Origin of the sequence: Roseovarius tolerans, from assembly GCF_028885395.1 — a bacterium.
Lineage (GTDB): Bacteria > Pseudomonadota > Alphaproteobacteria > Rhodobacterales > Rhodobacteraceae > Roseovarius > Roseovarius tolerans.
Genome location: NZ_CP118494.1, coordinates 668,287 through 680,399, shown reverse-complemented (window position 1 = coordinate 680,399; position 12,113 = coordinate 668,287). Strand labels below are relative to the sequence as shown.

Below are 12,113 nucleotides of genomic sequence, written 5' to 3'. Positions count from 1 at the left end.
GTCACTCGCCCAAAGGGCACAGGCTGCGACCTGCCAGTTCGCGGGTGAACGGCATGGGCAGCGGCGCTTTGCCAAGGCGGGCGCGGTAGGCGGGCAGGCTCTCGGCGACGCGCATCACGTAGTTACGGGTCTCGCGAAAGGGGATGTGCTCGATCCAGTCGACGATCTCATGCGCGCCCTGCCCGCGCGGGTCGCCATAGGCGTCGATCCATTGCGCGGCCCGCCCCGGACCTGCGTTATATCCTACCGACATCAGCACGATATTGCCGTCAAAGCGCGCGCCAAGCTGCGCCAGATAGCCCGAACCCAGCCGCGCATTATACACAGGCTCGGTCAAAAGGTCTGACCGGTCATAGGCCACCCCCAGATCGCGCGCCATGTCGCGCGCCGTGCCGGGCATGAGTTGCATGAGACCGCGCGCCCCTGCCCCGCTCACCACGACCGGATTGAATTCGCTCTCGCGCCGGGCGATGGCAAGCGCCAGTTCCATCGGCACCGGCAGATCCATGCCCGTCATCGGGTGGAGCGCATAATATGGGGCCTCGATCACGATGCCACGCTCCGCCGCCGCCTTGCCCAGCATCACCTGAAGATGCGGCTGCTCCAGTTCGGCCAGCATCTGCCCCATCTGGCCCAGACCGGTCCGGTCCTGACTGTCCGCCAGATGAATGAAAAACCGCCGCGCCAGACCCAGATCTCCCATCCGAAGCGCCAGCGTCCCGATCTCGTGCAGGTCGCCTCGGGCAAACTCTGCCGCGCGCCAGGGTGGGAACGCCTCGGTGCCGCCGAGCGCGTCATCCACCGGCAGCCCCGCCTTTTCGGCGGCCAGAAGCCCGTAAAAACTGGTCTGGTATGCCGCGCTTTCGGCATAGGCGAGCTGCGCGGCCTCGGTATCGCCCAGCGCGTCCTGCGCCCGGCCGATCCAGTAGCCCGCGCGCCCCAATGAGATCGGCGTGCCGACCGCGGCGCGGAACCGCTGGAAATGATCCAGCGCGAGGTCCGGCGCATCGAAATAGGTCAGCGCAAGGTAGCCAGAAAGCCATTCGAGATCGGCGTAATTCGCCCCCTCGACCAGTTGATGCACCGACGCGATCTCATAGGCCAGACGAGCCTCGCCGTCGCGCATCTTCTGCCGGGCAAGGGCGCGACGCCAACTGGCCCATCGCTCGGGCTCACCCAAGCCGCCCTCGGCCCGGCTTTGACGCAAGAGCACGGCGATCGCCTCTTCGGGCGCGTTGCTCAGGTGCCGGGTAAACAGTTCGAACGCGATACCCGCGTTGCTCTCCTGTGCCTCGGTCAGGTCCTCCGCCTCGCCGCGCTTCACCTTGCCCCGCAACTCCGCCAAAGTGCGCACCTCGGCACTGACCAGCGGCAGCATGTCCTCGACATCGCGCAGACCACGCCAGAGCGCCATCTCCAGCCGCGCGGCGTGATGCGGGCGCAGGAGAGTGTCGAACTCACGCAGGAAATCGTCATGCTCGGCACTGCTCAGGTCGAGCGTGCGCCAGGCCAGCACCACGCTCGCCTCGGCCTCGCCCTGCCGTCCGCGCGCCAGGAGCGCACGCGCGAGGTTGAGCGCGCCGGTGCCGGTCTGCGGGCGGCCTCCGTCGTAGAACGCCAGCACATCATCGAAATTGGCATGGGTCATCGCCTCCTCGCTCTGGCGGCGCAGGTAATCGAGGCCGGGCCAATGCGCGTTCCGCCCGAGAAACGCGAGGATGTCACGCGGTTCTCCCAGCCCCGCGCGCAGGCGGTGCCATTCGATCAGATCCGCCGCCGCCTGGCCATCGCGCGCCGCAAGCCGCGCCGCGACCTCCCAGCGTCCGGCCTGCATCGCGTCAAGCGCACTGGCCAAAGGGCGCGGCGCGAGACGCGGCAAATCAGCCGCCTGAGCGGCGAAAACCGGGGAAATCAGCCCGAAAACCAGCGTGAGCACGCGCAACATCTCTTGCATTTCCCGCTTTGCCGAAGGATAGACGTCGCCAGCCTAGGCATCCTGCGCGCCCGCGTCCATTCACGATGCGTGACACCATGCGCGATCCGCCGCCGATGGCCAACCCGACCACCGCGGGCCCCGCCCGCAGATTACGACGAGAGGAGCGTGTCATGTTCAAAGGATCTTTTCCTGCCCTGGTCACGCCGTTCAAGAACGGCGAACTGGATCTGGACACGCTCAAGAAACTCGTCGAGTGGCATATCGGCGAGGGCAGCCACGGCCTTGTGCCCGTGGGCACCACCGGCGAAAGCCCGACCCTGACCCATAAAGAGCATGAGACCGTCGTCGAGGAGGTCGTGCGCGCCGCCGCGGGCCGTATCCCGGTGATTGCCGGGGCGGGGTCGAACAACACGCTCGAGGCGATCCGCTTCATGCAGCATGCCCACAAGGTGGGGGCCGATGCCGCCCTCGTGGTGACGCCCTATTACAACAAGCCGACGCAGGGTGGCATGATCGCGCATTTCACCGCGCTGCACGATTGCTGCGACCTGCCGATCGTCATCTACAACATCCCCGGCCGGTCCGCCGTGGACATGATGCCCGACACGATGGGGCAACTGGCCAGGCTGCCGCGTATCGTCGGCGTCAAGGATGCCACCGGCGATCTGGCACGGGTCTGCGCGCAGCGGCTGACCTGCGGTAAGGATTTTGTCCAGATTTCAGGTGAGGACGCCACCGCGCACGGCTTCAACGCGCAGGGCGGCGTCGGGGTGATTTCGGTCACCGCCAATGTCGCGCCGAAACTGGTGGCGCAGGTTCAGGAGGCGACGCTAGCGGGCGACTATGCCACCGCGCTCGAATTGCAGGACCGGCTGATGCCGCTGCATCGCGCGATCTTTACCGAACCGGGGCTGGTCGGCGTGAAATACGCCATGTCACGCTTGGGGCTGTGCAGCGAAGAGGTGCGCACGCCGCTGGTCGGGTTGAGCGATCCGGTCAAGGCACTTGTCGATGACGGGATGCGGCACGCCGGGCTGATCAACTGAACTCACGGTAGCCCTCTCACGCCACGATCCCGGGGAACACGCGGCGCAATTTCCCCGTGCAGCGCGGTTTTTTCAGACTGGCCTCGTGGCATTTCATGGTAAACCGCCAACGTGGCGCGGCCTGAGACCCGCCGGGATCAGTGAGATAGGGACGATCATGGTACAAGAGTTCAAGGATTTCATCGCGAAGGGCAATGTCATGGACATGGCCGTTGGCATCATCATCGGCGCGGCGTTTACCGCGATTGTCGGATCGCTGGTGTCCGACCTCATCAACCCGATCATCAGCCTTTTCATGGGCGGGATCGATTTTTCCGGCCTCTACGTGCTGCTTGGTGCGGGTGACTATGCCTCGATCGCCGCCGCCGAAGAGGCAGGTGCCGCAGTCTTTGCCTATGGCCGTTTCATCATGGCCGTGATCAACTTTCTGATCATCGCGTGGGTCGTGTTCCTGCTGGTCAAGGCGGTGAACCGCGCCAAAGACGCCACGGCCAAGCCCGCCGAGGAGGCCCCGGCAGCCGATCCCGGCCCCACGGAGTTGGAGATCCTGATGGAAATCCGCGATTCCCTGAAGAAATAAGCCAGTCAGATGGCGAAGGGTCCGCTGTCCGGCGGGCCCTTTTTCGTGCCCAACAGCATCACAGCAGTTGAACGGAGATCAGAATGCAGGACTTCATGACTGATCTCGGCAGCTACGGGCCGCTCGTGATAAGCGCCGCCAAGGCGGTGAAAGAGGCCTTCGATGCCGGGGGGATTTCGATTCCCTATCCGCATCAGGTGAACGTCGAAAAGGCGGGGTGAGGGTTGGGGGCGGCCTGGAGCGGACCTTGGCGGTTTCAGAGATGAGCCGCGCGGTGCCCGACCGCCGGGTGGGCGCAGCAACCTCGGTGGACCGCACTTTATGCCCGCCAAGCACTCCCGCGTTTTCAATGGCTTGAGACGTTGCAAAAGCGCCCGCCCGAGGGGGCGGTCGGGCGCTGCGCGGCGGTGCCTGCGGCACCTTGATTCCGCGCATTGGTGCTCACCTCAACGACAGTATAAGGCCAGAACCACCCAGCCCCAAGTCATCGACCCGGCTTCGCCCTCACCCGCGCCGGATATCCGCACCAAGCCCGGCCATCAACGGCTCGAAGATCGGAAAGGACGTGGCGATCGGGCTGCCGTCATCGACGCTGACAGGGCGTTGTGTGGCCATGCCCATCACCATGAAGGACATCGCGATACGGTGATCGAGATGGCTGACGCAGGTCTGGCCACCCGGCACATTGCCGTGCCCCAGGCCATGCACGATCCACCAGTCCGGCCCGTCCTCGACGGTCACGCCACCGGCGCGCAGCCCCGCCGCCATCGCCTCGATCCGGTCGCTTTCCTTGACGCGCAATTCCTTGACCCCGCGCATCACGGTCGGACCCGTGGCAAACGCCGCCACCACCGACAGGACGGGATATTCGTCGATCATGCTCGCGGCGCGCTCGGGCGGCACCTCGACGCCTTTCAGATCGGGCGAAAACCGCGCGCGCAGGTCGGCCACCGGCTCGCCGCCCTCTTCGCGCAGGTTCTCATACTCCAGATCGGCCCCCATCTCGCGCAGCGTGGTAAAGAGCCCCGCGCGCGTCGGGTTCAGCCCGATATTGGGCACAAGAACATCAGAGCCGGGGGTGATCACCGCCGCGCAGACCGGAAACGCAGCCGACGAGGGATCACGCGGCACCACGATGGTTTGCGGGATAAGGTCCGGCTGCCCGGTCAGGGTGATGACGCGGCCCTCCTCGGTCACTTCCGTGACGATCTCGGCCCCGAACCCGGTCAGCATGCGTTCGGTATGATCGCGGGTCGCTTCCTTTTCGATCACCACCGTTTCGCCCGGCGCGTTCAGCCCGGCCAGCAATACAGCGGATTTCACCTGTGCGGACGGCACCGGCACCTCGTAGCGCACCGGCACCGGATCGGCGGCACCGACCACGGTCATCGGCAGACGGCCGCCCGCGCGCCCCACCGCCTGCGCTCCGAATAGCGCCAAGGGGTCGGTCACCCGCGCCATCGGCCGTTTGTTGAGGCTCGCATCGCCGGTGAACGTCGCGCAAATCGGCGAGGTCGCCATCGCCCCCATGATCAGCCGCACCCCGGTGCCGGAATTGCCGCAGTCGATCACCTGTTCGGGCTCGGCAAAGCCACCAACGCCGACGCCATGCACATGCCATGTGCCCATCTCGTCGCGCGTCACCTCGGCCCCGAAGGCGCGCATCGCCTTGGCCGTATCCAGAACGTCCTCGCCCTCCAGCAGCCCGGTGATCACCGTCTCGCCCACACAGAGCGCCCCGAGGATAAGCGCGCGGTGCGAGATCGACTTGTCGCCGGGCACATTGGCCTGCCCCGTCAGAGGCCCGGATCTGTGCGAGGTCATGGGAACGGGCGTGGCGTGGCCGGACATGGGCGGCGGTCTCCTGCAAAACGCGAAATCGCCTGCCTGATAGCGCAGGCAGGCGACCTCGTCCATCGCTCTTGGGCGTGGCTCAGCCCATGTCGAATTGCAGCGGGCGTATCTGCTGGAACTTGCCCGTCGCGTGCAGCGCCTTGATCGCGGTTTCGGGAACCGGCGCGTCGACATACAAGAGCGCGATCGCCTCACCCCCGGCATCCGACCGGCCAAGGGTGAAGTTGGCGATGTTCACGCCGTTCTCGCCCATGGTCTGACCCAATGTGCCGATGATCCCCGGCACGTCCTCGTTGGTCGTGTAAAGCATGTGCTGCCCGATCTCGGCGTCGATATTGATGCCCTTGATCTGGATGAAACGCGGCTTGCCATCGCTGAACACGGTGCCGCCGATGGAGCGCTCGCGCTTGTCGGTGACGACGGTGATCTTGACATAGCCCTCAAAGGCGCCGGACTTGTCCTGCTTGGTCGTGCTAATCTTGACCCCGCGTTCCTTGGCCACGACGGGGGCGGAGACCATGTTCACCTCGGGGTTCACCGATTTCATGATTCCCGCCACGGCGGCAGAGGTCAGCGCGCCGAGGTTCATTTCGCTGGCCACCCCGTCGTAGAGGATGTTGATCGCCTTGATCGGCTCGTCGGTCATCTGGCCGATGAAATTGCCGAGATGATCCGAGAGCTTGATCCACGGGCCCATGACCTTGGCCTCTTCGGCTGTCACCGAGGGCATGTTGAGCGCGTTGGTCACAGCACCCGTGAGCAGATAATCCGACATCTGCTCAGCCACCTGCAGGGCGACGTTTTCCTGCGCCTCGGTGGTGGCCGCGCCCAGATGGGGCGTGCAGACCACGTTGGGCAGACCGAAAAGGGGGTTGTCCACCGCAGGCTCCTCGGCGAAGACGTCAAAGCCGGCGCCCGCCACATGGCCGTCTTTCAACAGATCCGCCAGCGCCTGCTCGTCCACCAGCCCGCCGCGTGCGCAGTTGATGACGCGGACGCCCTTCTTGGTCTTCTCCAGGTTCTCGCGGCTGAGGATATTGCGGGTCTGATCAGTCAGCGGCACGTGCAGGGTGATGAAATCGGCGCGCTTCAAGAGGTCGTCGAGTTCGACCTTTTCCACGCCCATCTTGTCGGCCTTTTCCTGACCAAGGAAGGGATCATAGGCCACCACCTTCATCTTGAGGCCGCGGGCGCGGTCGCAGACGATACCGCCGATATTGCCCGCGCCGATCACACCGAGCGTCTTGCCGGTCAGTTCCACGCCCATGAAGCGCGACTTTTCCCACTTACCCGCCTGAGTGGAGGCCGACGCCTCGGGGATTTGCCGCGCCACGGCGAACATCATCGCGATGGCATGCTCGGCGGTGGTGATCATGTTGCCGAAGGGCGTGTTCATCACGATCACGCCCTTTTTGCTGGCCGCGACCTTGTCGATATTGTCGGTGCCGATGCCCGCCCTCGCGATCACCTTGAGATTGGTCGCGTTGGCGAGGATTTTCTCCGTGACCTTGGTGGCCGAGCGGATGGCGAGACCGTCATACGCGCCGATCAATTCGGCGAGCTTGTCCTTGTCCTTGCCCAGATCGGGCTGGAAATCCACGTCGATGCCGCGATCGCGAAAGATCTGCACGGCGGTTTCAGAAAGTTTGTCGGATACGAGAACCTTGGGAGCCATTTTTCTGGTCCTTTGATGATACATTTCGGGGGAGGGCCCGAAGTCTTTGAAAGACTTCGGACCGATTTCTTTTCAAGAAATCGGGGTCACGCTGTCTCGGACAGCGCCGCGATTTCGGCTTCAAAAGCCCATTCGATCCACGGCATCAGCGCCGCCACATCCGCGGTCTCTACCGTGCCGCCGCACCAGATGCGCAGACCGGGAGGCGCGTCGCGATAGGCGCCGATATCATAGGCCACGCCCTCGGCCTCCAGCCGTTTGGCGACGGCCTTGGCGAACGCCGCACCGTCGCTGATGCGGTCATCGGTGAACTTCAGGCACACCGAGGTATTGGAGCGGATCGCCGGTTCATGCGCGAGGAAGGCCAGCCACGGATGCCCGGCGACAAACGCCTGCACGGCGGCGAGATTGGCATAGGCCCGCTCGCGCAGCCCGTTCATGCCGCCCACCGAGCGCGCCCAGTCGAGCGCCAGCAGGTAATCCTCGACCGCGAGCATCGACGGCGTGTTGATCGTCTCGCCCACAAAGATGCCCTCGATCAGCTTGCCGCCCTTGGTCAGGCGGAAAATCTTGGGCAGCGGCCAGGGCGGCGTGTAGCTTTCCAGCCGTTCCACCGCGCGGGGGGAAAGGATGATCATGCCATGCGCTGCCTCACCGCCGAGCACCTTCTGCCAAGAGAAGGTGGTCACGTCGAGCTTGTCCCAGGGCAGGTTCTGCGCGAAGGCGGCAGAGGTCGCGTCGCAGATCGTCAGGCCCGCACGGTCCGCCTTGATCCAGTCGCCATTGGGCACGCGCACGCCCGAGGTGGTGCCATTCCAGGTGAACACCACGTCATTGTCGGTATCGACCGTCGCCAGATCGACGATCTCGCCATAGTCGGCGGTCTTGACCTCGGCGTCGAGTTTAAGCTGCTTGACCGCGTCGGTGACCCAGCCTGCGCCAAAGCTTTCCCAGGCCAGCATCTCGACGCGGCGCTCGCCCAGCAGGTTCCACATCGCCATTTCCACGGCCCCGGTATCCGAGGCGGGCACGATGCCGATGCGGTAGTCGTCGGGTATGCCGAGAATTTCGCGCGTGCCCTCGATGGCGGCCTTGAGCTTGGCCTTGCCCACGGCAGCGCGGTGGCTGCGGCCCAGCGGCGCATCCGACAGCTTGCTCAATTCGAAAACGGGGGGTTTGGCACAGGGGCCAGAGGAAAAACGCGGATTTGCCGGCCGCGTTGCCGGTTGTTCAATAGCCATTGCTGCTATCCTTCCAGATAAGCGCCCCTCGTTGGGGAGGGGTGTCCCACCTGTCGGAGTACGGCCAAGCGGGGCCTTTCGCAAGTGCAGAAATGACGCTAGAACGCCGCCTGAGTGAAAAAATGCGACACCGCGCGCCTACGATCGGAAACCTGCCCCATGTTCACAGCCACCCTGATCGCCGCCCCCGGGGCGCTTGAGCCCGCGCTTTTCGACAACCTGCGCAATGCCTGGGGCGGCGGGGATGCGGTTTGGCTTGCCCCGGACGAGGCGGCGGAATTCAGCCTGCCGCATGTTCCCGGAAACCGCTGGCAGGTCTGGGGCGAGTTGCAGAAAATGCGCGTCGATCTGGTGGTGCAGCCCGCCGAAGGGCGGCGCAGGAAAATGCTGCTCGCGGATATGGACAGCACCATGATCGAGCAGGAATGCATCGACGAGTTGGCCGAGGTCGCGGGCGTCGGCGCGCATGTGCGCGAGATCACCGCGCGGGCGATGAATGGCGAACTGGATTTCGAGGGCGCGCTGCTGGAGCGGGTGGCGCTGCTCAAGGGCCTAAATGAGGCGGTGATCGGCGAGGTGTTGCGCGACCGGATCACCTACATGCCGGGCGGTGCCACGCTGGTGACGACGATGCGCGCGCAGGGGGCCTATTGCGCGCTTGTCTCGGGCGGGTTCACCGCCTTTACCCAAGTCGTTGCGGCGCATCTTGGCTTTGACGAGCACCGTGCCAACACGCTTCTGGCCGAGGGCGGCAAGCTTGTGGGCGATGTCGCGCGGCCCATCCTCGGGCGCGCCGCCAAGGTGCAGGCGCTGGAAGAGATCAGCACACGTTTGGGCATTTCCGAGGCCGACGTGATCGCCGTCGGCGATGGCGCGAATGATCTGGGCATGCTCGCGCGCGCAGGTGCGGGTGTGGCGCTGCATGCCAAGCCCTCGGTGGCCGCAGAATGCGATATCCGCATCAATCACGGCGATCTGACGGCGCTCTTGTATGTGCAGGGCTACGGGCGGGAAGAGTTCCATGGCCCTGCCTCTTAGGAATTGATAACAGGATACTTTTCAGGCATTTTGCGCAGGAGCAATCCGGCAACAAATCCTGGGGGGAAGAGTTGCAAGGAGGCCCGGCGTGGCCGAAGTGGAAATATTCGTGACCGGGGACGAGGTAGGCACCTTTTCCAGCGTCTCGACATCAGGCAATAACAACGGCATGAAAGTGACCCTGCAAGGGGTCGAACCGCTTGGGACGTCGAGCGATGTTTTCCGTATCGTGATCCGTCAGGTGAATGGGGATGATAACCTGTTCAGCAACGGGCAATTCGTCGATATCTACGCCTGGCCCGACGCCGACCCGCCGGAACCGCCGATTTTTTCAAGCCTTAATCCGCAGCATGACCAGTTTCAGGGGCGCGCGTCCTCCGCCGAGCATCAGATCATCACCAACCCGGCGAATATCGTGTTTGATGTCAACGGGCTGACCGCAGGCACTGTGCAATTCGGTCCGGGACTGGAGCCGCGCAGGGATCAGCAACTCTCGTTCGACACATTCTCTCCCGATCCGCCGGCCTTTCCCTGCTTTGCGGCCGGAACATTGATCGAGACCGAACGCGGGCCACTGCCGGTCGAGGTGATCCGCGCAGGGGATCTGGTGCACACCCTCGATCACGGGCTGCAACCCGTGCGCTGGAGCGGTCAGCGAGAGGTGCCGGGGCGCGGGCCGATGGCCCCGATCGAGATCGCGGCGGGGGCGCTTGGCAACTGGCGCAAGCTGGTGGTGTCACCGCAGCACCGCATGCTGATCGGCGACTGGCGCACGGAAATGTATTTCGGCCAGCCGCAGGTACTGGTCGCGGCATTGCACCTGGTCAACGGGGATACGATCCGGCAAGTGCCACGGTCTCGGGTGCGCTATGTGCATCTGGCGTTCGATCAGCATGAAGTCGTTCTTGCCGAGGGTATCCCGAGCGAGAGCCTGCATCTGGGCGAGATGGCGCTTGGCGCGCTGAGCGCGGCGAAGCATGCGGAGCTTAGGGCGTTGTTTCCGGAACTGTTTGATGTCGAGGTCGGGGACGAGAGCCCGGCCGACGCCGCCGCGCGGTGCTGTCTGCGCCGGTGGGAAACCAGACTTGTAGCCTGAGCCGCATAGAGAAGGTGCCGGGGCACGCGCGGTGGCGTGCCCCGGCCCTTGGGTCAGCCCTCGCTCGACGGCAGGGTGCCTTCCTCCTGCGCCGCGGCAAGTTCCTCTTCGCTGATCGCGCCGTCGGCATCGGCATCGGCCTTCATGAACGCATCCGTGGAGGCATCGGGCATGGCCTGCTGGAATTCCGACATGGTGATGTACCCATCGCCGTTGGCATCCATCGCCGCGAAATCTGCCGCCAGGGCGAGGCCGGGCAGGGCGAGGGTCAGGGCAAAGCCGGTGGCAAGCGTTGTCTTGGTCATCTCAGACATCCTTTCATTTCAGGGTTCGGACCGCGTTCTGTCGCGACCGTGGCCTTAACATGAGGCCGCATTGGCCCGCTGTCATCGGCCTGCCCCAAATGACTGAAAAAATTGCGAAAATCAGCCAAAACGCAGGGGCCGCATAGGCGGGACAACGCCGCCCGCACCGGGCGGGCGGGAACCTGCCCGCGTGACCCAGCCATTCGAGCGAAACGCCGCCGGAATGGCGCGTCCTGCGTATCAGTGGAACATTGCCGAGCGGTGCGACTCAGGCCAGAGCGGCGGCCGGTTTGATCATCCCGGTCTCGATGCCGCGCCAGTTGGTGATCGGCGCGTTGCGGAACTTGCGCGCGGTCGGGTGGTCGGGGTCGAGCACGCCAAGCCGCACGAGGATCGAGGCGATGGCGCATTCCGCGCCGCGCGTGCCGCCATCGGCAATCTTGAGGGCGACGCCCAGCTTGCGCTGTGGCAGGATCGCGATGAAGAACGCCTCGGCCCCGGTCTTGAGCGCCACCGGCTCGGAACAGGCGCGCATCAACTCGGTGCAGGCGCGCCCCTCGCCCGCCACCAGTTCGGGATGGGCCACCATCGCCTGCCAGAGCTGCACGGCGGCGTTCTCGACCATGCCGCCGGTCTCGGACGCAGCCGCGAACCACGCCATCGCGCGGGCCATGCCGTGCAGGGTGCAGGCCGGGTTGGGTGCCGAACAGCCGTCGATCCCGTAATAGGGCGACGTTTCGGCGGTGATTTCCTCGAACGCATCGAACACCGCCTTTTGCACCGGGTGGTCTGGTTCCACGTAATCCGGCCCACCGCCCAAGTGGCGATTGAGAGTCAAGAACCCGGCATGCTTGCCCGAACAATTGTTATGCAGCTGGCAGGGCGCCGTACCCGAGCATAGAAGCGCCTTATGCGCCGCCTTGTCCCACGGCATATGCGCACCGCAGCGAAAATCGTAATCAGTCAGATCCAGACCGTCGATCCAGCGTCGCACGCGAGAGGTATGTATCTCGCCCCCCTCATGCGAGGCGCAGGCCAGCGCCAGCTGTTCGGAGGTCAGCCCATGGGCATGCGCCGCCCCGCTGGTAATCAGCGGCAGCGCCTGCAACATCTTGGACGAGGACCGTGGCAGCACCACTTCTTCGGGATTGCCCCAGGCCTCGACGATCCCGCCCGAGGCGTCGCAAATCACGGCATGGCCCAGATGCACGCTCTCGGGGCGCGGACCACGCCAGATTTCGGTGAGGGGGATGGGATGGGTCATGCAGCTTCTCCGGTTCGACGGACCATGGCGGCGTGTGCGAAAATCCGCCAATACCGTCTTTCATTTCTCGCCTGTTTC

Annotated in this window: 11 protein-coding genes; 5 read left to right on the top strand and 6 right to left on the bottom strand. The window is 64.8% G+C overall.

Going from position 1 to position 12,113, the window contains the following annotated elements; all coding sequences use genetic code 11:
- Position 1: 1 nt before the first annotated feature.
- Positions 2-1,954, bottom strand: a complete 1,953-nt coding sequence (locus tag PVU19_RS03245; RefSeq protein ID WP_050662340.1) for a lytic transglycosylase domain-containing protein — start codon at positions 1,952-1,954, stop codon at positions 2-4.
- A gap of 152 nt (positions 1,955-2,106) precedes the next feature.
- On the opposite strand from PVU19_RS03245, the gene dapA reads away from it, so the two are divergent.
- The 3 genes from dapA to PVU19_RS03230 all read left to right on the top strand — a co-directional run bounded on the left by dapA (position 2,107) and on the right by PVU19_RS03230 (position 3,783).
- Complete coding sequence (gene dapA / locus PVU19_RS03240) at positions 2,107-2,982, top strand: 4-hydroxy-tetrahydrodipicolinate synthase (RefSeq protein WP_050662341.1); 876 nt, start codon at positions 2,107-2,109, stop codon at positions 2,980-2,982.
- Between the two features lie 157 nt (positions 2,983-3,139).
- On the top strand, positions 3,140-3,562 hold the full coding sequence (gene mscL, locus PVU19_RS03235; protein ID WP_050662342.1) for a large conductance mechanosensitive channel protein MscL: 423 nt from the start codon (positions 3,140-3,142) through the stop codon (positions 3,560-3,562).
- A gap of 83 nt (positions 3,563-3,645) precedes the next feature.
- Entirely contained in the window at positions 3,646-3,783 is a 138-nt protein-coding gene (locus PVU19_RS03230; protein WP_160316357.1) for a hypothetical protein, read from the top strand.
- A 283-nt stretch (positions 3,784-4,066) separates the two neighbouring features.
- Here PVU19_RS03230 and aroA read toward each other — a convergent pair whose 3' ends face one another.
- The 3 genes from aroA to PVU19_RS03215 all read right to left on the bottom strand — a co-directional run bounded on the left by aroA (position 4,067) and on the right by PVU19_RS03215 (position 8,332).
- Complete coding sequence (gene aroA / locus PVU19_RS03225) at positions 4,067-5,413, bottom strand: 3-phosphoshikimate 1-carboxyvinyltransferase (RefSeq protein WP_050662389.1); 1,347 nt, start codon at positions 5,411-5,413, stop codon at positions 4,067-4,069.
- Positions 5,414-5,495: 82 nt separating this feature from the next.
- Complete coding sequence (serA, locus tag PVU19_RS03220; protein WP_050662343.1) at positions 5,496-7,091, bottom strand: phosphoglycerate dehydrogenase; 1,596 nt, start codon at positions 7,089-7,091, stop codon at positions 5,496-5,498.
- A gap of 86 nt (positions 7,092-7,177) precedes the next feature.
- Complete coding sequence (locus tag PVU19_RS03215) at positions 7,178-8,332, bottom strand: phosphoserine transaminase (RefSeq protein ID WP_050662344.1); 1,155 nt, start codon at positions 8,330-8,332, stop codon at positions 7,178-7,180.
- Between the two features lie 159 nt (positions 8,333-8,491).
- Between PVU19_RS03215 and serB the strand changes: the two genes are divergently transcribed.
- Positions 8,492-9,370 (top strand): phosphoserine phosphatase SerB, encoded by an 879-nt coding sequence (gene serB / locus PVU19_RS03210; RefSeq protein WP_050662345.1) that lies wholly within the window; start codon positions 8,492-8,494, stop codon positions 9,368-9,370.
- An 88-nt stretch (positions 9,371-9,458) separates the two neighbouring features.
- On the top strand, positions 9,459-10,466 hold the full coding sequence (locus PVU19_RS03205) for a Hint domain-containing protein (RefSeq protein ID WP_152911624.1): 1,008 nt from the start codon (positions 9,459-9,461) through the stop codon (positions 10,464-10,466).
- Between the two features lie 53 nt (positions 10,467-10,519).
- Here PVU19_RS03205 and PVU19_RS03200 read toward each other — a convergent pair whose 3' ends face one another.
- Together PVU19_RS03200 and PVU19_RS03195 are read right to left on the bottom strand one after the other, a co-directional pair.
- Positions 10,520-10,771, bottom strand: coding sequence for an EF-hand domain-containing protein (locus PVU19_RS03200; protein WP_050662390.1), 252 nt, complete (start codon positions 10,769-10,771; stop codon positions 10,520-10,522).
- A gap of 268 nt (positions 10,772-11,039) precedes the next feature.
- Positions 11,040-12,035 carry an asparaginase gene (locus PVU19_RS03195; protein ID WP_050662347.1) on the bottom strand — a complete coding sequence of 332 codons (996 nt, stop codon included), beginning with the start codon at positions 12,033-12,035 and terminating at the stop codon, positions 11,040-11,042.
- Positions 12,036-12,113 lie beyond the last annotated feature (78 nt).

Excerpts from the sequence above, each read along its gene's own strand:
- dapA (WP_050662341.1), top strand. The coding sequence starts at position 2,107 with ATGTTCAAAGGATCTTTTCCTGCCCTGGTCACGCCGTTCAAGAACGGC.
- aroA (WP_050662389.1), bottom strand. The coding sequence starts at position 5,413 with ATGTCCGGCCACGCCACGCCCGTTCCCATGACCTCGCACAGATCCGGG.
- serB (WP_050662345.1), top strand. The coding sequence starts at position 8,492 with ATGTTCACAGCCACCCTGATCGCCGCCCCCGGGGCGCTTGAGCCCGCG.
- mscL (WP_050662342.1), top strand. The coding sequence starts at position 3,140 with ATGGTACAAGAGTTCAAGGATTTCATCGCGAAGGGCAATGTCATGGAC.
- PVU19_RS03230 (WP_160316357.1), top strand. The coding sequence starts at position 3,646 with ATGCAGGACTTCATGACTGATCTCGGCAGCTACGGGCCGCTCGTGATA.
- PVU19_RS03200 (WP_050662390.1), bottom strand. The coding sequence starts at position 10,771 with ATGACCAAGACAACGCTTGCCACCGGCTTTGCCCTGACCCTCGCCCTG.
- serA (WP_050662343.1), bottom strand. The coding sequence starts at position 7,091 with ATGGCTCCCAAGGTTCTCGTATCCGACAAACTTTCTGAAACCGCCGTG.
- PVU19_RS03195 (WP_050662347.1), bottom strand. The coding sequence starts at position 12,035 with ATGACCCATCCCATCCCCCTCACCGAAATCTGGCGTGGTCCGCGCCCC.
- PVU19_RS03245 (WP_050662340.1), bottom strand. The coding sequence starts at position 1,954 with ATGCAAGAGATGTTGCGCGTGCTCACGCTGGTTTTCGGGCTGATTTCC.
- PVU19_RS03215 (WP_050662344.1), bottom strand. The coding sequence starts at position 8,332 with ATGGCTATTGAACAACCGGCAACGCGGCCGGCAAATCCGCGTTTTTCC.